General features: G+C 38.5%; 17 protein-coding genes, 1 tRNA gene and 5 pseudogenes. 10 read left to right on the forward strand and 13 right to left on the reverse strand.

Features of this window, described 5'->3' with window-relative positions; all coding sequences use genetic code 11:
• Nucleotides 1-594 precede the first annotated feature (594 nt).
• On the forward strand, nt 595-1,263 hold the full coding sequence (locus tag ACFIMX_RS05230; RefSeq protein WP_375694131.1) for a hypothetical protein: 669 nt from the start codon (nt 595-597) through the stop codon (nt 1,261-1,263).
• 271 nt (nt 1,264-1,534) lie between these two features.
• Nucleotides 1,535-1,747, forward strand: a complete 213-nt coding sequence (locus tag ACFIMX_RS05235) for a hypothetical protein (protein ID WP_375617909.1) — start codon at nt 1,535-1,537, stop codon at nt 1,745-1,747.
• 1,075 nt (nt 1,748-2,822) lie between these two features.
• On the opposite strand, the gene ACFIMX_RS05240 is transcribed toward ACFIMX_RS05235, so the two are convergent.
• Nucleotides 2,823-3,347 (reverse strand): type II toxin-antitoxin system PemK/MazF family toxin, encoded by a 525-nt coding sequence (locus ACFIMX_RS05240; protein ID WP_375694132.1) that lies wholly within the window; start codon nt 3,345-3,347, stop codon nt 2,823-2,825.
• Nucleotides 3,348-3,511: 164 nt separating this feature from the next.
• Between ACFIMX_RS05240 and ACFIMX_RS05245 the strand changes: the two genes are divergently transcribed.
• On the forward strand, nt 3,512-3,643 hold the full coding sequence (locus tag ACFIMX_RS05245; RefSeq protein WP_375694133.1) for a hypothetical protein: 132 nt from the start codon (nt 3,512-3,514) through the stop codon (nt 3,641-3,643).
• Here ACFIMX_RS05245 and ACFIMX_RS05250 read toward each other — a convergent pair.
• Together ACFIMX_RS05250 and ACFIMX_RS05255 are read right to left on the reverse strand one after the other, a co-directional pair.
• The gene (locus ACFIMX_RS05250; RefSeq protein WP_375617912.1) at nt 3,640-4,212 is read right to left on the reverse strand and encodes a disulfide bond formation protein B; all 573 of its coding nucleotides are present in this window, start codon (nt 4,210-4,212) and stop codon (nt 3,640-3,642) included. The two genes, ACFIMX_RS05245 and ACFIMX_RS05250, sit on opposite strands and share 4 nt — an antisense overlap.
• Nucleotides 4,213-4,224: 12 nt before the next feature.
• A complete protein-coding gene (locus ACFIMX_RS05255) occupies nt 4,225-4,830 on the reverse strand; it encodes a YqaA family protein (RefSeq protein WP_375617913.1) in 606 nt (201 codons plus the stop codon).
• 222 nt (nt 4,831-5,052) lie between these two features.
• Here ACFIMX_RS05255 and ACFIMX_RS05260 point away from each other — a divergent pair.
• The 5 genes and pseudogenes from ACFIMX_RS05260 to ACFIMX_RS05280 form a co-directional block, all read left to right on the forward strand.
• Nucleotides 5,053-5,137 (forward strand) — tRNA-Leu (locus ACFIMX_RS05260).
• A 629-nt stretch (nt 5,138-5,766) separates the two neighbouring features.
• Nucleotides 5,767-6,391 (forward strand): annotated as a pseudogene (locus tag ACFIMX_RS05265) (IS607 family transposase).
• Nucleotides 6,392-6,441: 50 nt separating this feature from the next.
• Nucleotides 6,442-6,867, forward strand: coding sequence for an RNA-guided endonuclease InsQ/TnpB family protein (locus ACFIMX_RS05270; protein ID WP_375617914.1), 426 nt, complete (start codon nt 6,442-6,444; stop codon nt 6,865-6,867).
• A 12-nt stretch (nt 6,868-6,879) separates the two neighbouring features.
• Nucleotides 6,880-7,584 (forward strand): annotated as a pseudogene (locus ACFIMX_RS05275) (RNA-guided endonuclease InsQ/TnpB family protein); the annotation flags it as partial.
• 755 nt (nt 7,585-8,339) lie between these two features.
• Nucleotides 8,340-8,609, forward strand: a pseudogene (locus ACFIMX_RS05280) (helix-turn-helix domain-containing protein); the annotation flags it as partial.
• 1,085 nt (nt 8,610-9,694) lie between these two features.
• Here the strand turns inward: ACFIMX_RS05280 and ACFIMX_RS05285 are convergent.
• From ACFIMX_RS05285 to fumC, 4 genes and pseudogenes are all read right to left on the reverse strand, one after another.
• Nucleotides 9,695-10,582 carry an outer membrane protein gene (locus tag ACFIMX_RS05285; RefSeq protein ID WP_375694134.1) on the reverse strand — a complete coding sequence of 296 codons (888 nt, stop codon included), beginning with the start codon at nt 10,580-10,582 and terminating at the stop codon, nt 9,695-9,697.
• A 628-nt stretch (nt 10,583-11,210) separates the two neighbouring features.
• Nucleotides 11,211-11,427, reverse strand: a pseudogene (locus tag ACFIMX_RS05290) (lyase family protein); the annotation flags it as partial.
• Nucleotides 11,428-11,984: 557 nt separating this feature from the next.
• Nucleotides 11,985-12,140 carry a hypothetical protein gene (locus tag ACFIMX_RS05295; protein ID WP_375640328.1) on the reverse strand — a complete coding sequence of 52 codons (156 nt, stop codon included), beginning with the start codon at nt 12,138-12,140 and terminating at the stop codon, nt 11,985-11,987.
• Nucleotides 12,141-12,339: 199 nt separating this feature from the next.
• On the reverse strand, nt 12,340-13,728 hold the full coding sequence (gene fumC / locus ACFIMX_RS05300) for a class II fumarate hydratase (RefSeq protein ID WP_375640327.1): 1,389 nt from the start codon (nt 13,726-13,728) through the stop codon (nt 12,340-12,342).
• A gap of 227 nt (nt 13,729-13,955) precedes the next feature.
• Between fumC and groES the strand changes: the two genes are divergently transcribed.
• Together groES and groL are read left to right on the forward strand one after the other, a co-directional pair.
• Nucleotides 13,956-14,252, forward strand: a complete 297-nt coding sequence (gene groES / locus ACFIMX_RS05305) for a co-chaperone GroES (protein ID WP_005774667.1) — start codon at nt 13,956-13,958, stop codon at nt 14,250-14,252.
• Between the two features lie 58 nt (nt 14,253-14,310).
• A complete protein-coding gene (gene groL / locus ACFIMX_RS05310) occupies nt 14,311-15,954 on the forward strand; it encodes a chaperonin GroEL (protein WP_375606493.1) in 1,644 nt (547 codons plus the stop codon).
• Between the two features lie 815 nt (nt 15,955-16,769).
• Here groL and ACFIMX_RS05315 read toward each other — a convergent pair.
• The 6 genes and pseudogenes from ACFIMX_RS05315 to ACFIMX_RS05340 all read right to left on the reverse strand — a co-directional run.
• Nucleotides 16,770-16,900, reverse strand: a pseudogene (locus ACFIMX_RS05315) (integrase); the annotation flags it as partial.
• 493 nt (nt 16,901-17,393) lie between these two features.
• Complete coding sequence (locus ACFIMX_RS05320) at nt 17,394-17,606, reverse strand: hypothetical protein (protein ID WP_375640325.1); 213 nt, start codon at nt 17,604-17,606, stop codon at nt 17,394-17,396.
• Nucleotides 17,599-17,811, reverse strand: coding sequence for a hypothetical protein (locus ACFIMX_RS05325; RefSeq protein WP_375640324.1), 213 nt, complete (start codon nt 17,809-17,811; stop codon nt 17,599-17,601). The genes ACFIMX_RS05320 and ACFIMX_RS05325 overlap by 8 nt, the downstream gene beginning before the upstream one ends.
• Complete coding sequence (locus ACFIMX_RS05330; RefSeq protein ID WP_375606489.1) at nt 17,735-17,971, reverse strand: hypothetical protein; 237 nt, start codon at nt 17,969-17,971, stop codon at nt 17,735-17,737. Before ACFIMX_RS05330 ends, ACFIMX_RS05325 begins: the two co-directional genes overlap by 77 nt.
• Nucleotides 17,968-18,630, reverse strand: coding sequence for a lysozyme (locus ACFIMX_RS05335; RefSeq protein WP_375694135.1), 663 nt, complete (start codon nt 18,628-18,630; stop codon nt 17,968-17,970). The genes ACFIMX_RS05330 and ACFIMX_RS05335 overlap by 4 nt, the downstream gene beginning before the upstream one ends.
• Nucleotides 18,631-19,258: 628 nt before the next feature.
• Nucleotides 19,259-20,185: a YopJ/AvrA family T3SS effector serine/threonine acetyltransferase gene (locus ACFIMX_RS05340; RefSeq protein WP_375640322.1), complete on the reverse strand. Its 927-nt coding sequence runs from the start codon at nt 20,183-20,185 to the stop codon at nt 19,259-19,261.
• Between the last annotated feature and the right edge of the window lie 268 nt (nt 20,186-20,453).

Consider the following 20,453-nt stretch of genomic DNA (forward strand, 5'->3'; position numbering starts at 1 on the left):
AATCTTTACGCTTCATAAAAGAGCAAGCTGGCATCATCATACACTTTAGCTCCCAATGTTGCGACAGTCTTTAGTACGGTTCATTATAGGTATGGCATTTTATTGTACAGTTTTACGCCAATCATCCTGCTTGTGGAGGTGTAAGACAGTATTCTTATGATATTTACGCGCATTGAGCGTTGTTACAGCTTTTGCATTTAGGTGGATTTGATGTAACGAATTATCTTTTGTGCTGTAATTGCAGGGGCAGGTTTAAGGGTGGGAGTGCATAAATGAAAGAGATATTATCATATCAAATTGTTTGATCACGCATAAGAATTTATGCTTTATGAAGGGGCATTTATCGCCTTGTAACTTGCCTGATATCTTGTATGAAAGCCCAAAATTCAGTAGGATTCCTCTCACTTCAAAACTTCTTATATTGAAGCAATTCAAATCATTTTCTTGTGTATCACAAGGAGGGGTGTGGGTGCTGTGTTTTATTTAAAGTATGGGATGAGTTGAAATGTGAGAAGTGCATAATCTCTACGCGTTAACAAACGTTTTTGATGTTTTTAAAAAAGAGCGAAATTGTGCAGAAAAAAGGGAGCATATATGGAAAATAGTGATGGTTTGAAATTTTGGCGGCTTTCTGAAAAACTAACAATACTGCAGGCAGCGCTTTTAATAGTTGGATTAAATCCAGGAAAGTATTTGTTTGTCAACAAATTAGAACCAGAAAAAAGTGATATTTACGAAGATAACCTTTCCGTATCATCAGAGAAAACTGCTAATTTCCGTGCAGCCTATCATGCTATCGTTCAAGCGGGAAAAAGCAATCGATTAGAGATAGAATGGTCGTACTATAATTTTTCGGATTTTATAGATGCAGATTCCTCATATGTTCGCGTTGATGATTTAAAAGAATGGCTTTCATCGCGTGGTCTGTACCCTCCATTTTTTTTCCCTGAGGATGATTCTGCTGAGACTAAGGACCAAAAATATGCGTTTCAAGATCCAACGCATCCACGTTATGCTCCAAAGCTTGCTGCTATTGTTGCGGCATGGGAAGCGGTGAGTGAGGTTGAGGGTGGTAAAACTGTTAAAGGAACGCTTGCAAAATGGTTGCAACAGAATGCTGATCAATATGATTTATACAATAAGAAAAATGGTAAGTTAAAAAAGGATGTTATTGAGGAATTAGCAGCTGTTGCGAATTGGGAACCTACCGGAGGGGCGCCTAAGACACCTGCCAGCTCTCTTTTATCAAAAGAAAAAAAATAAAAAGATCACTAAAATTGTGCTGTTTTTTTTTTGATAATTTTGAAGATAATCTCTTTTTCTGGGGGAGATTTTTACTTTTCTTCCCTAGACTATAAGTAATTGTTTTTCAATGAAAATAATTTTTATAGTGTTCCAATGACTGTTCAGGCGGGGGAAAATAGACATTTTGGGGCAGTAAAATTTACCCTGTAGTTTTCGTAACTTACCTCTCTATTTTTGTTTGATTTTTTTGGTCATTTTAAAATCCAAATCAATTAAAATGGAGTGCAACATGATAAAAATACTTTCTTTTTTTACGGTGCGTGGAAGTGCAAAAAATTCTCAAGTCAATGCACCGATAAATGCACCAATATTGGAGCAGCCTGTTGCGGATGAGGTGGTACATAAATCGTTTAGAGTAGGTGTATTGTCGTGTTGGTTAAAGTTTGAACTTATCCTTGTTATGGAAAAGGTCAAAGCTGAGCGTCATGTGCGCTCTCCATAAAGAAATCTTGCTATCTATAGACCCAGTGAGAGTTTTTCTTAAGAAATTTGCACAATAGTAAAACTAGTTAGCAAAACTTGTTCTTTGGCACAACAAAAAGGATGTCATAAATGATTATCTCATCATAAATATGCTTTAAGAATAACCCGTGCGTGGCGAAAGTCTATGGCATAGTCGCTATAGATTTTTGCTCCGTGTGTGATGATCAATACTCTTGTTTATCTCTTGTCAATGCAAGTGCCCATGAAAGTGATGGGTGTCTATTGCTCCATTGTGATGCTTGGTTGTTCATGTTTAGAAACGACAAGTGTATTGAACGCGATAGGGCTGATAGAAAGGAAAACGTATCCTGTAAAAATAGGTGTGTCTTTAAAATAAAGCTGATAAACGAAATTATTTTTTTATCTACCTTTTGTATAATGAGAAAAAAGGTATTCAAAGCGCAAGCATAAGCAATTCAGCAGTAAATCCCAAAATAGCATAGATCGTTTCTAGGAGAAGAGGAAAAAGTCTATCTGCAAAAGCTATGTTAGGTCATGTGACCGGTGAAATAATGCGGTTAGGGCAATAAACAATTGTTATTGGTGAAGAGATAGAAATCGGTTGGGTGTTGATTTCTGGTTTATTAGAGAATTTTCTTTGTTATCTCGTAAAATACGATCGTTTGAGGTGTGGTCATATAAAGCGAAGCTTTTTTCAATCTTGGAAAGATATTCCCATTGCGGAAAATCATATAAAGTTTAAGCAACGGCAGCACGATTTTTTGTGCAATGAAATGATAAGTATGTACAATATCTCGGTAATCTCCATGGGAAACTTTACCGGATCAACAGTACGGATATTGTTTTCTGCTTATCCCAAATCGCAGATATTTCAAAACAACAACGGTGGAGGAGGGATATTGGATATGTTCTAGGGAAGTTTGCAAAAATGGCTAAAAAGTTTTCAAAAAAATACCAAAAATGACGAAAGGAGCGGTTTCCCACTCCTTCGTTCCTATCTCCCCTTGCGGGGAAGCGGACACCATTACTGATGCCGTGTATGGTGATATAGATACACTTATTTTTCTCAAAAGTCAATACTGTAAATGCGGTAAATATTTGAGCATCAGAGCTACAACTTTATGAAAATCTTCGCAGGATAACCTTGGAACGGTACGTGAGCAACTTAAACGACTTACAGAAACTGTTGTGACATAATTGCAGATAATCCATGCTTTTTTATTCTCTATAGGAGATTGTATTGGATACGCAGCGGGATTATTGGGTTGTGATTTCGTTGAAAAAGGTAAAACTGTCACATTTCCATATAATTTTGCATTCTTAAAAAGCACTAAAACAGGCCGCTTTTTCCAAAATTCAGGGAGTATCGAATCATGAGGAAAATCGCACCAAAAAACTTGCCTGATGCGTGGGGCCGATTTGATTCGTGGTTTTATATGAGGTGGTTTTTCGTAAGGAGCATTTAAATCCCTTTCTTTTATATGCTCGCGCCATGCATTATGATCATGTTCCATCATAACACATGGTTCTTCAAGTTTGGTTATATCTAAGGAAATAGGTGATAGGGTAGAAGGCTTTGTGTTCTTATCTTCAGCCATAGCAGACCATTTATATTTATTGGTCCCCTCACTTATTATTTTACGGCTTTTCTATCACGAGTTTTTATCAAAATGTTGCTTATAAGTACAGAGAGGTGAAACCATAAAGTGGATGTATCTGCTCATTTTTGTCTTTTGAGTACAACGCTAGAGGAGGGATGTTGGTGACTCGTTGGTGTTGTTGGGTTGGTTTGGCGGTGGGTGGTTTTGGGTGGGGATTGGTGACTGGAGGGTTGTTGGTGGAAAGCGATTGGAGAGAACGAGTGCACGCGGTTTCGTTTCTATTTTATGGTTAGAGTTTTTTATGGACTGAAAGGAGCCCTTTTGAAGTAATATAGAGGCTTATAAGGGAGAAAAATAGGCTTGAGACGACATTCCAACCAGCAAATGAAAGAAAAAGAAAGCGTGCGGATGCTTCAGAACAAGAAGGAGGATGAATGTTGTTTAGTTGGTTAAGCAACTGATTAATGTCTGAGGTTTTTCTCACTGCGCTTAAACCACAACTGAGGGGAGCTGTCCAAAAGCCATATTCAACACCCGCATGATAAACGGCTAAAACAAGGCTGATGCACATTAAGACAAAAACACACAAAAATAAAAGTTGTATCCAAGCAGTTGTGCGAAAAAAACATGCTCCAAAACCTGCTAAGAGCAAAAATGGTATGGCACCATAATAGGGAAAACGCTCTATGAGACATAAATCGCAAGGAAGATATCCTCCGAAATGTTCAAAACCAAGGGCAATCCCTATTGTGGCAGACAAGCAAAAAGCGAGAAAAAAAGCCCATAAACTTTGTTCTTTTCTGCTGGGTTCAAGATGAAGGTGCTTGTGTAAAAGTGGGTGAGAAGACAAAACGCATGCCATTAAGTCTGTTCCTTATAAAAGCTTCTTGTTTAAAAAAGCTATGAAAATCCCATAAATTAAAAGGAGGCTAACACAACCAATGAGAACAATCCATTTAAAATGCTGTACTAGAAAATTCATTGCTTTTTGCCCAAAATGTTTAATCAGCCACGCGAGAAGATAAAAACGAGCGCCTCTGGAAAAAGTACAAATAAGAATGAAAAATTCAAGACGCACACTCATAACACCGGCCAAAATTGTGACAATCTTGATGGGGGGTAGATGAAAAAAACCTGATGTTATCAGTAAAATGATTAGAAATTGCAGGGTTGCACTATTTTTCAGAGATTCAAAACTTTCAACCTTACCATAAATTTCTAAAATGGGTTTGGCAAGGGTATCATAGGCAAAATGTCCGATAAACCAACCGGCAATGCCTCCTAATACAGAACAGATCGTCGCAATCAAAGCATAACGATAAACCCGCTTTTGATGGATAAGAAGCATCGGAATATATAAAACATCTATGGGAATTGGAAAAACAGAACTTTCAATAAAGGCAATGAAACCAAGCCAGTGTGGTGCTGTACGCCGATTTGCTAAAGAAATCGTCCAAAGCTTTAATTTGTTTAATATCATGAGGCTTTTTATAAATTTAAGAGGTAAACACTTTACAAATGAGATTGCTATAAATCCGATAGAGAAATCCAATAAAGAAAGTATTTCATAAAATAGATAAGAAAATGATATGAATTCTTAAAAAATGAGAAGTCTTCTGTTGACGAATCTGTTCTTCTTCATATAGTGCAAAGGAATAATCGACAAGTCTGTCTTTTATAGTCCTGTCTTTTATAGCAGTGTGCGGGTGTGGTGGAACTGGTAGACGCGCCAGACTCAAAATCTGGTTCCGAGAGGAGTGTCGGTTCGAGTCCGACCACCCGCACCACTTCATAAATATTTTCCTTTATCCTGTTATGGCGCATCACGTTGTTTTATAGACCGTGTTCAATGTTTTGCATGTTGAATGAAAAACTCGAATACCGTAGGATTCTTTCATTTCAAGTTTGTTTATAGTAATTCAACAAAAATCATGTCGCTCGTACGTTACAAGCTAGATGAGCTTGCGTGGAGTGAAATTTTACAAAAAATGAATAAAAATGCCTCTTATGCCGTTTCAAGGGCTTTAACGGCTTACTTGTAATCTATTTATATCTTTTTAATAATATACATTATGGATAGATTTATTGGGATAGGTAAGGCNACCCTCAAACAAGATTATTTCATCAAACGCGACAAAAAAATCCAGCCTAAAATACTCATCATACACTCTAAAAAACACCTTGATAAATTGATATGCTTGATATCACCCCCCTATAAGCTCCCCTTCTAATCATGATTTCGGAGCCGCGTGAGAGGGACAAAACAAGCCGTTAAGTTCTGGGGGTCAAGGACGCCGTTAGGCGCCATGTAATGGTCTCCTTGACCTTAAGAACCTAGGATTGTTAGTCCCCTCATTAAACGCGGGCTTTAACGGCTTACTTGTAATCTATTTATATCTTTTTAATAATATACATTATGGATAGATTTATTGGGATAGGTAAGGCCTCTCAAGTTTTGGGTGTTTCGATTAGCACTTTGCGCCGTTGGGAAGGTGAAGGCAAAATTATTTCTAAGCATACGGCAGGAGGACACCGTCGTTATGACCTATCCAAGCTTAGACCTGAGCTTTTTCATTCGAGAGAACTGTCACAAAGAAAAACCATTGCTTATGCGCGTGTATCGAGCCATGATCAAAAAGACGATTTAGAGCGACAAAAACAGGTTCTTGAGCTTTATTGCGCAAGCCAAGGTTGGACTTATGAACTCATCTCTGATTTAGGGGTCAGGGATGAATTATCGTAAAAAGGGACTTAAACGTTTATTGGATGCTCTCATTGAAAATGAGATAGGTCGTTTGGTGATTACGCATAAAGATCGTTTATTGCGCTTTGGTGCAGAATTAGTCTTCGCCATTTGTGAAGCCAAACAAGTTGAGGTTGTCATTCTTAATCAGGGGGAAGAAAGCAGTTTTGAAGAGGATTTAGCCAAAGATGTTTTAGAAATTATTACTGTCTTTAGTGCTCGTCTTTATGGAAGTCGTTCGAGAAAAAATCAAAGGTTATTAGAGAATGTTCGTCAAGCTGTAGAGGCATCGCAATGATTGTTGCTCACAAAATAGCTCTAGACTTAAACAATAAACAACGAAGCTACATGGCTCGAGCCAGTGGTTGCGCGCGCTTTGCTTATAATTGGGCACTGAAGGAATGGCAGCAGCAATATGAAGCATGGAAGAAAGATAATAATTTACCAAAGCCTAATGACTATGCGCTACGTAGACAATTCAATTCTCTAAAACGAGAACAATTTCCATGGATGATGGAAGTTACTAAAAATGCTCCACAAATGGCAATTATTCAATTGGGTGTGGCTTTTAAGAATTTCTTTTCAGGGAGAAGCCGATATCCCACTTTTAGAAAGAAAGGAGTGCACGATCGTTTTACTTTGACCAATGATCAAATACAGTTGCAAGGTTTCAAGATAAGAATTCCCAAGCTTGGTTGGGTTCGTCTGCGAGAACAATTGCGATTTCAAGGAAAGATCTTGTCAGCAACCATTAGCCGTAAAGCGGATCGGTAGTTTGTAAGTCTTAGCGTTGAAACAGATAATCAAGAGTCACTGAGCGAGAACCAAGCTATTGTTGGTCTTGATTTGGGCATCAATGCACTTGCAACTCTTTCGACAGGAGAAACCATAGGAGGCGTTAAACCTTATAAGGCTTTGCTAAATCGTTTACGGCGCTTATCACGAAGGCTAAGCCGTAAGCAAAAAGGCTCGAGCAATCGTTATAAGGAGAAACAAAAACTCGCTAAGCTTCATGCACGGATAAGTAATATCAGAACAGATCATTTGCATAAGGTTACAACAGATTTAATTCAGCGTTTTGGTACATTTTGTCTGGAAGATCTTCATGTAAAAGGTTTGCTGAAAAATAAGCATTTATCGCGTGCCCTTGCAGATCAAAGTTTTTTCGAGTTTCGCCGTCAATTGGAATATAAGGACGCACGCTATGGTCGACAGATTGTTATTGCAGATCGTTGGTATGCGAGCAGTAAGATCTGCCATCATTGCGGATGTAAGATTGAACAATTGCCTCTTACCATACGTGAGTGGAAATGTTCTCATTGTGGTACACACCATGATCGAGACATTAATGCCGCGATTAATTTAAAAAACTTGGCGGTGAGTTCCACCGTATCAGCCTGTGGAGAGGAAGGCTCTGGCCAACGTCTTGTGACTTTGGTGAAACCAGCCTCAAAGAAGCAGGAAATCAACATTATATTTAATCAGAAATGATCACATTTACATAAGTTTGATAGAACGGTCTGATCTCATGATTTTGGTGAGCGTTCCGGAGAGTTTGAGAGGCGAAAAGCCTCTCATTAAAAAATAAAGTTTATAAATAAAAACTATTTTCATTTGCCAATCTTCTGAAATTACTTTATCATTTAAAAGATATTTTGATCGTCTACGCAGCGATCAACAGGGAACTAAAAGCCCTAAACCCTAGCGTACAATTGAATCCACTTTTGTGGGTATCCCGGAATTCCGGGAGTTTTTGCTATGTCCAGGTGCGCTCTAGCACTAAAAGCAAAAAGCTGAGTCAAGTCAGTGTTTTCAGACTCCCGGAATACCAATGCGAGGGCGCTTGCAACCGCAGGAGGGCTTGAAGTGCCAACTAAAAATCCAAATTTTATCGACATTTTGATAGGAAAAAGACGCGATTTACAATCCATATTTCGCACTTTTTTAAAAAGTACCCAATCTTATAGTCTTTGAGATTATTTTGATTTTTCTTGCCAATTTTCTGAAATTGCCTTATAAATGAATACTGTAATTTTGGTCGTATACGCAACGACCAATAGGGAACTAAAAGCCCTAAATCCGAGCGTACAATTGAGCCCACTTTTGTGGGTATCCCGGAATTCCGGGAGTTTTTGCTATGTCCAGGTGCTTTAAGCACTAAAAGCAAAAAAACTGACTCGGATTCAGTACTTTTAGACTCCCGGAATACCAATGCGAGGGCGCTCGCAACCGGAGGGGGGCTTGAAGTGCAAACCAAAGATCCAAATTTTATCGATATTCTGATAGGCAAAAGAATTCGTCAAAAAAGAATTGCCATGGCGCTTTCTCAAAAAGAATTAGGAAGCTATTTAGGTGTCAGTTTCCAACAAATCCAAAAATATGAAAAAGGCTTCAATCGTGTAAGCGCAGGGTGTTTACTCAAAATCGCCCAAAAATTGGAAGTTCCCATAAGCTTTTTTTATGCAGATATTGCCACAAAAGAAAATCTTTCAACACATGCCGCACACTATGATCAAGANTATATTTACATAAGTTTGATAGAACGGCATCATTGGAGGTAAAGTGTATGATGGATGGTGCCAGCTTGCACTTTTATTGAAGTGTAGAGATGGTGCTCTATAGATTTTATATTCCTGTGGGTGCTGTCGCAAAATGGGCTTGAGGGTTTTGAGAGATGTTTCTTTAAAACACGCATGTGAATTGGCAACCCAAGTATCTTGAATTTGAGTGTGTTTGGTTTGAAGCGCTGCCGTATGATATGAAGGGTGTGATCGCCAAAAAGATATGTGAGAAACAAAAACATGGGGTAATGTGTAATTTCCTCTCTTTAAAAGACAGGAGTAGAGGCTTAAAAGATTATGCTTTAGAGGCTTTTGAAAGTCGTAAAGCAGAGGGAAATGGTAAGATTGGAAATTGGTTTTTACTTTGAAAACTTCATGTGCTCCCTAAATGAAGCTGTCTCCCCGTTACAGAAATTACATAAACAGAGAACCGCAATATCCTCTTTCCACTCTGGCATACAATAGCGGTAAAATACTGTTGTTTGAAGTGTGGTAATATAGGGCATACTTCCTTGAAACGTTACAGTATTTTTTCGGTGTGTGTTGGATATTTTTCAGTGTGTTTGTCTTGCTGTAGGTTTAAGGGCATTCCATGAGGAGCCCAGAGAAGCCCGCCCAAATCCCCCAAGAGTCCCCAAGGGTTTTTGTGCTTTTATAAACGGACATGGTGTTTAAAAATGGGTTTTTAGAATCTTTATCCTTTAAGAGCGGGGAGGCAAGTCAACATTATCTTATAAAACTGCAATGATGCACAATATCCATATTTATTTTAAAGAAATATCTCTTAAATAACGGCTCTCATTTATTTTACGATGGCGCCCAATGGTATGATGGTAAAGCTTTTATATTCCCAATGCACGACATGAAAGGCTGAGAGGATAGAAACTTGCTTTAAAAGAGGGAGAGGCTTTATCGTTTCGTGACTATTTGTTTACAGTTTAGTACTGGTTTTTAGAATCTACGTCTTTTTAGGGGGAAAGGGGCATTAAAAAACCCCGTTTTTAACAGGGTTTTTTAATCGTTCAATTTTTCTACAAAACTTAGAATTTATAAGCGATACCAAAGCGAACATCATGCGTTTGAGAAGAGATTTTAAGGTTATCGTTTGCAAATTTCTTTTTAAAAAAATCTGAATAACGATATTCTGTACGCATAATAATATTATCTGTCATTGCAAGATCAAAACCACCACCAACAGTGTAACCAAACATTGTTTTTGTCTCATCTAACACATTGCCAGAAGCAAAAATTGTCGAATCTTCTTGCGATTTTGATAAAAGTGACATGATATATTGCATCTGTGTATAGGCTATACCCCCTGCAATATAAGGCATAAGACGATGGGAAGCAAAACCAATACGCGCGCGCGTGGCACCAGACCATTTTTCTTTCAGTGTTACACTGCTAACAACAATGTCACCATAGTTGGATATCGTTTTACCCTGAGCTGCAGATTTTATGATAGGAATCCCAGCGTCTTTAAAGGCAATGTTAATAGAGTCTAATTCATCTAGAATTTTCTTTCCATTGTCTGTTTGGGTGCTTTTCCTCCCAGACCAGACCATGTCGGTATCAAAACCGAAAACAAGATCTCCCAGATCAATATTAGAACCTGCATACAAACCTGCTCTCAATCCTGATAGTTTCGGTGATAAATCTCTATCAACCCAAGCCCATTTTCCGTCCCTAGCTTCTTGTGCGTAATTTAGAGTATTTTTATTGGAAAAATATCCAATTTGTCCTCCAAAATAAAAACCAGACCAAGAAAAAGGCGCAGAAACAGTAACCGGTGAAATACGTGACGATGAAACATCTTGCAATGAAACCTTCGGTTCTGATTGCTTAAAGATTACCGTATCTGCTGCTTGCGCTGTTGAAGCGGTAATGAAGGTGAAAATAGATAGTGCAACTAAACATTTTGTTTTCATAAAAACGTCCCCAATTTATTTCAGATACAAATCGTATTATATACAAATTGGTTAAAAAAATCTATACTTAATATCATTATGAAAACTAAAACACTCAAAAACTCTATAATTATCCATATTTAAGCGTTCTTAAAACTTGTTTTCATGCTATTATCCCGCGTTTATATTGATTTTTCAGGATTTTTTTATACTCTTTCAATGTTCTCTGTGTTTTAGAAAAAATTATAGTATAGTAAATAAGCTTTTTACTTATATAAAAAACATTGTTTTATACATATTAAAACACTTTTTGTTATTAAATGTATTATCCATTATGATTGACATCTATGTGCTTACATATTCAATTGATCGTAAAAAATGCATATTGGCACCATCATATTCGTTGCTCGTTTCTGATATTGCGTAGCTTTGTATTGCGATAGCCTTTTGAGCACTTGAGAGGATGAGCGACTTTATTTCTTTTTTTATCTATATGCCACTTTTGCTTATGATAATCCAAGCGAATAGTTTTGATTGATTGAATGGAATACGAAGAATAAGAAGGAGAAAAGTACGAGAATCTCAAGTCTCATGAGGTTTCTTATGCGCCATGTAAACGATAAATTCTTCTTTTCGTTCGCTTAAAGCTGGAACGTGGATGAGAGCCTAAAAACTGAATGTCGTTGGCTATTTTAAAGAGATTAGCGCATGCATTCAGGTTTTTGTGGAAATGGGTGAGGGCGCCATAATGGGCAAATGCCTCAAATTTCTTGCGAGCTGTCAAGTATATCCCCGTTAGAGAGCTGATTGTTTCAGCAAAGGTCAAAACCTTTCGGTGCATTGAATTTTGTTCCAACAGCTGTTCCTCTATTGAGCACCCCCATCTTCACGCTTCATAAAAGAGACATTTCTCAATATTCCTAAACCCATTTTATGACAGCGATTGTGAATGGTATAATAATAAATCTATTGAGCATCTCTTTTACGCTTCATAAAGGAGCAAGCCGGTACCATTACTATATTTGCCAGTATTTGCCAGTTCGTGGGGTGTTGTGACAGTCCTCTCCACAATGTTGTGACAGGTCCCTTTGTCCGTTGTGACAGTCCTTGGCACTTAAGGTGGTTCATTAGAGGTGTTTTTGTCCTTATCGGATACAATTTCTATTCATACATTCATTGCGTTTGTGATGTGCAAGTCAGTGATTTTGATTGATGCAACATGGGACCGATTTAAAATGAGAAAATCTTACGGTATTTAGGATTCTCGTTCAATATGGATAACGCTAGATTATCATTATAAATAAACACATTATCTTATTGAGATAAGAGTTATCTACCCAATGTTATCAATAATGATAACATTGTAAAGCGTAACTACGATGAATTCATTAATCTTTTTATACTTCGATTGAAATTATGTCTATTAATACCGATAATACCGATTTTTTTGAGCTAATTCTGTTTGGTTGATAGCTAATAGATTTTCAAAATCAAGACGCGAAGCTAGAATGAAAAACACCTTAAGGTCATATCCATTTAAATCACTTTCTGCCAGTATAGCCATTGGGTGTTGCGCCATGATTATTCATGCTTTTCCAAAATCGTTGTGCTTTTTAAGTACAATATAAGCAACAAAACCACCCATAGCATAAATGCGGATCAGAGTCTAAAATGAACGCTGTGGGTAATTGTTATCGGTCATCATCGGGGTGTTTACACCCCGATCTTTTGACAAAAAGATTTGTTTTAAGATGTTTGCATCTTTTTTAGTGGGTTGTTTATTGGGGAGCAATCATCTTTTTGGGATCAACTAATCGGTCATAATCCTCTACAAAAACGCCTGCTTTTAATGCTTCGGTGCGCAAAGTTGTATCATTTTTATGCGCTGCTTTGGCAATTTCAGCAGCTTTTTCGTAGCCAATTTCTGGTGCAAGAGCTGTGACTAACATGAGTGAGCGCTCCATGAGCGAGTGAATATGAACACGATTGGCCCGTAATCCTTGAATGCAATGCATATCAAAAGAACGCATGCAATCACCAAGAAGGGTAATTGATTGTAAAACGTTATAGCCAATAACAGGTTTATAAACGTTGAGTTCAAAATGTCCTTGGCTTGCGGCAAAGGTTACGCTGGTGTGATTACCAAAAACTTGGCATGCAACCATGGTTAAGGCTTCACATTGCGTGGGGTTAACTTTGCCGGGCATAATAGAAGATCCGGGTTCATTTTCAGGAAGACTGAGTTCCCCTAAACCAGAACGTGGACCAGAGCCTAAAAACCGAATGTCATTGGCAATTTTAAACAGATCAGCAGCGAGAGCATTCAAGCTTCCGTGGAAATGCGCAAGGGCGCCATGATGGGCAAGTGCTTCAAATTTATTGCTGGCAGTTTGGAATGTTATTCTTGTGAGAGTGCTCACTGTTTGCGCAAAAGCAACGTCAAAACCTTTTGGCGCATTCAGCCCTGTGCCAACAGCCGTACCACCTTGAGCAAGCATTTGGACATCGGTTAGAGCATTTTCAATGCGTTGAAGATTGGCTTCTAATGCGGCACGATAGCCTGAAAATTCTTGCCCTAAGGTTAAAGGGGTTGCATCTTGGGTATGGGTGCGGCCGATTTTAATGATATCTGCAAATTCTTGCTCTTTTTGTTTTAATGTCGCAATAAGAGCTTCAAGGATTGGCAATAAGTGTTGGCGTGTTTGCAACGTGGTGGCAATGTGAAGCGCCGTGGGAAAGGAATCGTTCGATGATTGGCTCATATTGACATGGTCATTGGGATGAATTGGTTTTTTGCTTCCAAGTTTTCCTCCCAAAATCTTACTAGCACGATTAGCAATGACTTCATTGACATTCATATTGCTTTGTGTGCCAGAACCTGTTTGCCAGACGGATAGTGGGAAATGTGTATCAAAATCGCCAGCAAGCACTTCATCAGCGGCGGCAATAATTGCTTTTCCAATATTTTCTGGTAGTTTTCCTTTGTCCATATTTACAATCGCTGCTGCTTTTTTGACAAGGACTAAAGCATAGATGATGGCAAGAGGCTGCTTTTCACTGCCAATATTAAAATTATGCAGAGAACGTTCAGTTTGTGCGCCCCAATAACGATCTTGACGTACCGAAATCGTTCCAAAGCTATCCGTTTCCTGACGTGTTTCAACCATGATAAGATCCTTTTTTGTTCACGGGTTCTCAAAAAAGATAGATAACGCGAAAGTGCAATAAGAGGCAAGACTTTGAAGCTTCATTTAGAGAAATTATTTTTATGACTATTCTTGACATTGAGAGATGCCGATTTTATATCTAACACATGCTAGCACTCGTAGTTTGAGAGTGCTAGCAAGAACTTTTAAGATTAATGCAATTATGTTCAGTTTTAAGGATTTAAAACATGGCTAATATACAATTCCGCCCACTTCACGACCGTGTCGTTGTCCGTCGGGTTGAATCTGAAAATAAAACGGCTGGTGGGATTATCATCCCTGATACAGCAAAAGAAAAACCCCAAGAAGGCGAAGTGATTGCTGTTGGCAATGGCGCTCTCGATGATAACGGAAAGCGCGTGCCTTTAGAAGTCAAAACAGGAGACCGTATTTTGTTTGGAAAATGGTCTGGAACTGAAGTCAAGATTAATGGGGAAGACCTCCTCATTATGAAAGAATCTGACATTATGGGAATTATGGGCTAATTGAAGCGCTTAATTTTTCATTGTGTACTATTTTGAGAAAACTCCAAGGAGAAATTAAATGGCTGCTAAAGAAGTCAAATTTGGCCGTGAAGCGCGTGAGCGTTTGTTGCGCGGTGTCGACATCCTTGCTAATGCTGTTAAGGTGACACTCGGCCCTAAAGGTCGCAATGTGGTGATTGATAAATCATTCGGTGCGCCTCGCATCACAAAAGACGGTGTATCCGTTGCAAAGGAAATCGAACTGGAAGATAAGTTCGAAAATATGGGTGCACAAATGTTGCGCGAAGTTGCTTCTAAAACCAATGATATTGCTGGTGATGGAACAACAACAGCAACTGTTTTAGGACAAGCTATTGTGCAAGAAGGTGTTAAAGCTGTTGCTGCGGGCATGAACCCAATGGATCTTAAACGTGGGATTGATGCTGCTGTTGAAGAAGTGGTGGCAAACCTCTTCAAAAAAGCAAAAAAAATCCAAACTTCAGCAGAAATTGCACAGGTGGGAACAATTTCCGCTAATGGCGCTGCTGAAATCGGTAAAATGATCGCTGATGCTATGGAAAAAGTGGGCAATGAAGGCGTCATTACCGTGGAAGAAGCTAAAACCGCTGAAACGGAATTAGAAGTCGTTGAAGGAATGCAATTTGACCGTGGGTATCTTTCCCCTTATTTTGTCACAAATGCTGAGAAAATGGTCGCTGATCTTGATGATCCTTACATTCTCATTCACGAAAAGAAATTGTCTAATTTGCAATCTCTTCTTCCTGTGCTTGAAGCTGTTGTTCAGTCTGGAAAACCACTTCTCATTATCGCTGAAGATGTGGAAGGTGAAGCTTTGGCAACGCTCGTTGTCAACAAATTGCGTGGTGGTTTGAAAATTGCTGCTGTAAAAGCTCCTGGATTTGGTGACCGTCGTAAAGCAATGTTAGAGGATATCGCTATCTTGACATCCGGACAGGTTATTTCTGAAGATGTGGGCATTAAACTTGAAAATGTCACTTTGGATATGCTTGGACGTGCAAAGAAAGTGAATATTTCTAAAGAAAACACCACCATTATTGACGGTGCTGGACAAAAGGCTGAAATTACTGCTCGCGTCAATCAAATCAAGGCTCAGATTGAAGAAACAACTTCTGACTATGACCGTGAAAAATTGCAAGAAAGACTTGCTAAACTCGCTGGTGGTGTTGCTGTTATCCGTGTGGGTGGTGCAACAGAAGTTGAAGTGAAAGAAAAGAAAGACCGTGTTGATGATGCTTTGAATGCAACACGTGCTGCTGTTGAAGAAGGTATTGTTGCTGGTGGTGGTACCGCATTGTTGCGTGCAGCAAATGCGTTGACCGTTAAGGGAAGTAATCCTGACCAAGAAGCTGGTATTAGTATCGTTCGTCGTGCTCTACAAGCACCAGCGCGCCAGATTGCAAGCAATGCTGGTGAAGAAGCTGCTATTATTGTGGGCAAAGTGCTGGAAAATAATGCTGACACTTATGGTTACAATACCGCAACTGGTGAATTCGGTGATTTGATTGCTTTGGGAATTGTTGATCCCGTGAAAGTTGTGCGTTCTGCTCTTCAGAATGCGGCTTCAATTGCGAGCCTTCTGATCACAACAGAAGCAATGGTTGCTGAAGTTCCAAAGAAAGATACACCAATGCCTCCGATGCCTGCTGGTGGAATGGGCGGAATGGGTGGAATGGATTTCTAAGCTCTTTTCCATAGAAATAATAAAGAAACGGGTCTTCTGTGCCCGTTTTTTTTATGCTTTTTCACGTTTCATACAGTTTTTCCTTTTATGACAGTTTCTTTATCTTATAGGATTGTTCTATTCTCCACTGGTTGATCTACCGTTATTGTGAATGAATCTCATTCTCGGTTCTTGGCTTTTTCTCTTGTTTTTATGAAATGTTTCTATTGTGCGGGGATCGTGGTTTCCTTTGAAAATATTGTGCTAATAAAAATATAACTCTTTGATTTATAATCATTTATTCCTAATACAGTTCTGTTTTTTCATTTCAGGTTTATGCATGCCCCGTTAAAAAATCCTGTGTTTGTGCTTCATAGGGTGAGAGGTCACTACGGTTTTTATGAACCAACCTAATCATTAAAAGTCAGTAGTTAAGAAGAGTCAGTAGTTAAGAGTTAGTACCTATTGAGCGTTGGAAAGACAGAGTTGAAAAGAGCATGATGGGGCTGGTTTGTTTTTTTATGAATAAGATGCTGGTATTTCAAGCTTTTGTATGAAAAAAATAAGGGTTTGCTCTGTTAAAGGGCTTTTATATACTGGGACAAGCATTTTTCTGTTTGGGTAGTTTTTGGAATGAGGGGACTGCTCCATTTGAGAAGCTTAAAGATAAAAGCTAATTTTTCGCCTTGCTCTCATCTTTTTTTCGGTAAGCTCATCACCTAAACTGGAGCCAAACCCATATTGTTATACTCAAGTTCTGTTTGTTGCCTATATTGTGACAGAAAATTCTTAAGTGGGGAGCAATTTTTGAGCTAAGGGGACCATGACAGGTAGCCGAAAAAATCATGACGAGACAATAGGCGCGCTTGTGTTAGAATTTTTAATGCTTCTGATGATAAAGGCACGCGAAATTCTGTTGTAGCCTCATGCTTTCTTTTCATATTTTCGAGCCAAGGATTTTCCATATATTCTCTTCAACTTGACTTTTATGCATAGAACATAAGGGAATTGGGAGGCAGGGCATTGGGAGGGTGGGAGGAGCCGGCTTGCTTTTTTTATTCAACGTAAAGATGAGAGGCTTTATGTAAGGCTACCATTACATTGTTTGTTTATGCACTTCTTTAAAAGAAATATCTTTTAATACAAATTCTTGGCAATGCTATTTATGAAGAGTATAAAATCATTTGGATATCAATAGATTATTAAAAAAATGTATGTTGGTATGATCCTTTTCTTATGTTACCAAAGTTGCTGACTTACGCGTTGGTTAAAAATCTCTCTTCATACCCCTAAATTCATTTCATGAAAGCGTTTGTGAAGAGCACGACGTTTGTGAGGCGTGTAAAAAATTCTCGTGAGACATGAAAAAATCATCAATAAAATCTCCATGTTTTCAAAAAATAACGAATGGCTTTTTATCTTTTTAAAAGATTTAACACGTCTCACGTTTTTTATTTATTTTAGAGCTGAATATTCGATTTTTGTGTAAAAATACTTCCCAGCACATCTATGATCCGTGAAAAATCAAGTGCTAATAAGAAAATGATGAATATAATCCACTTCGTATAGCGTGACATCATTTTTACACTTTTATACGTTGTGATGATTTCTTGTAGGATTTCTTTTTCCTTTTCTGTAAGCTCTGTTTGTTTTTCTGTTTTTTTTCTAGTCATGTTTCCACCCACACAAGCCTTCCCCTTGTTTGTTATGCTTTAAAATATCTCTTGCGAGATTTGAACTGATGATATTGAGATCTTTTTTGTCTAAATAAATGGGCATCCAACCAACGCAAGAAAAAGGCTCATTGATTGTTTTTATCGCGCAACCAGTGAGTAAGAGAAGCGCGTACATCAGCATCACTTTTTTGATTAATTTCATTTTCCACCTCTAGCCGTGTTGTTGATGACTTTAGCGTTTTTTCTATTTGCTTTTGTTGTTCAACTTTCTTTCCAAGAGTGAAAGCTTTTGCTAAAGCGATAAAAAAAGCGGTCAGAGCCGCTCCTGTTATCATCAGATTTTTTTTCAACCACCACATCATAAGCGCTGCTCCAGAAACCGTTTTGCCACAAAGAAAATGCCAACGCAGGCGGCTAAAACCATAATGGTTGCTAATGCCCATTGGATGGGACCATTGCCTGCCAATAAGCCCCCAAGTCCAGAAAAAGAACCAATAATCGGTGTAAGCGCTTCTGCTTTGAAAAATCCCATTGGAGCTTGCGTTTCTACAGTTTGGTAGTTGGGAGAAACATAAGCTCCTTTTGCCCATAATCCCGATTCTGCTGCACGACGGTGCACTAAACCGTGAAGACGTTTTCCTCCTGCTTTAGTCCACTTTTGTAACTCAGCAGGGACGGCTTCATATTCGCCATTATTGAGTTTTTTGAGCAGGGTCGAATTACAAAAAGCCGATGTTCCTATATTATAGCAAAACGATACGAGCGCGGCGAATTGTTCATCCGTTAAAGAAACCGTCACATGTTTTTCAACGGTATTTTCAAATTGTCTTAAATCTTGAGAAAGAACTTCTTCTGCTTGTTTTTCAGTAATGATCATGCCCTTGTGAACGAACGGTTTGCCAGCCGTGCTGGTATGACCATAGCCAATTGTCCACACCCCGATGGCATCTTTATGGGCATGTAAACGCAATCCTTCCCATTGTTTAATGAGTGCAAGCCCTGCTGCTGATATTTTTCTCATTTGCTTCTCCATAAAATAAAGCCTCACGGTAACGTGAGGCTGGTTGACAGATTAAAAATGAATTTTTTCACGCTTCAAAAACAGAAGAGATGTGAAACTTTTATGAAATCAAAAGGTTGGTTGTGACATCTTAGGGAATGGGGAATGGTTGGCCAAGTGGGGTAATGGTTGGTCAAGTGGAATAATGGTTGGGCTGGTGTTTTTGATGGAGCCTTCTTGGGGTGCGGGCAGCTGTTGGGTTGATGCACGATAAGTGTGGTCTATTGCGGTTGTTTGGTCGTATGGCATTGATGTGGGGGTGTTTGAGATACGAAGTGGATACTCTCAGAAAAACAAGACATATGCTTTTACTGAAGACGAAAGCATTAAATATTTTATGTATCAAACGTTTTGCTTATCCAAATAGTCTCATTGTTACACAGAGCTTTAGGCTAACAAGAGCTGTAGAATTTTGATACAATTTTAAGAGGGGCTGGTTTTTATAGGACAATGGTGTTTTTTCTTTAAGAGGAAAGTTGATTGCTATTTTTGTTTTATGAGCGCAAAAGCTGGTTTGTTTAGAGAAATCTTAGCTGTAAAGCAGCCTCTCTTCGTTCTTTTATGAATAGGAATATGGAAAAAGCCTCACTTACATCGTTAAAGATTTGTATTCAGTGAGCCTTTTTTGGTGGGAGGAAACGGAAACAGTTTTTCCCTCTGTTTCTCTTAAGTTTTTTTCAAATCTCTCCCTCAGGGTTTCGCCTTTTTTGTTGACTGTTTCATGTTCAGCATCGGGATTGGCTTTTAAATAGTGTTCTAGACGTCTTCTTCCTTGTGTGTGTTTATAAAAAGTGGTTGGAAGATAGGAATCTAACTTTTCAGCAGATAAAGATGAATTGGGTTCACATAATACACCCTTAACATTATCTTTGTGCAATCTTGCTAATTTATCAGATTCAAGATGAAGCTTTTTGGCAAGGCTTAAGCTGAACATCCCGCATTCAGAAGAGCTTCGCTGAATATCCATTTCTGCCGTGGTAAAAGAATAAGGAGGCAGTTGAAGACATTGAAGGGTTTGATTTATTTTTATCCCTAGTTTGCAAGCCGTGATATTCTGAAAGGTTGTAGGTTCAAGCATAATCAAAGAGATTTTGTCATCAACTTTTTTATAATCAAGGACGGCAAAGTGGATTTTGCTTCCTGAATTGACTATAAATCGGGCAGATTTTGCGTCGCTCTCAACGACTTCTTTTAGTGCGTGCGAAAACTCTTCTGCTGTAAGAGCCAATTTGAGATTCATTTCTGGATATTTGCTGTTTGCTTTTTCTACGAGAGCCGGCATCAATCTAATATCTGTGTTTTCATAATAAGAGTTAATCCAACGGCCGGTGACAAGATCTCTCTCTAAGCCTGTAATAATATCTTTTAATTCGTCAGAACTCGGTGCAACATGTTCTTCTTCTGTTTGGATGGAACTTTGCATTAAACGTGCAATAAGGTCTTCTAAAGATTCATTTGCACTTGTTCCTTCTGGTGTTTGTGAGGAATGAGGGAGGGAAGAATCTTGTGGCTTCATACTATTAACCTCCATATTGATAATCGATAGGTGATATTATCTTCTTCAATTCTGGCTAAACAATGTTTGCAGGAAAGATTTTTAGCTAGAAAAAACAAAGAGATGAAATCATCTTTATTTAAATTACGAAAGACAAAATCCCACGCTTTTCAGAGTCAAAGGTAAGGTATCTTTTTATCTTTTAAGAGATCACGTTGCTTACTGTTTGCATCTTTACCTCTTTCAAAGGGAAAAGAAGATTTGCTAACAGCAATTTATGCCTTACCGT

Origin of the sequence: Bartonella sp. AD24XZML, from assembly GCF_042196485.1 — a bacterium.
In the GTDB taxonomy this organism is placed as follows: Bacteria; Pseudomonadota; Alphaproteobacteria; order Rhizobiales; family Rhizobiaceae; genus Bartonella.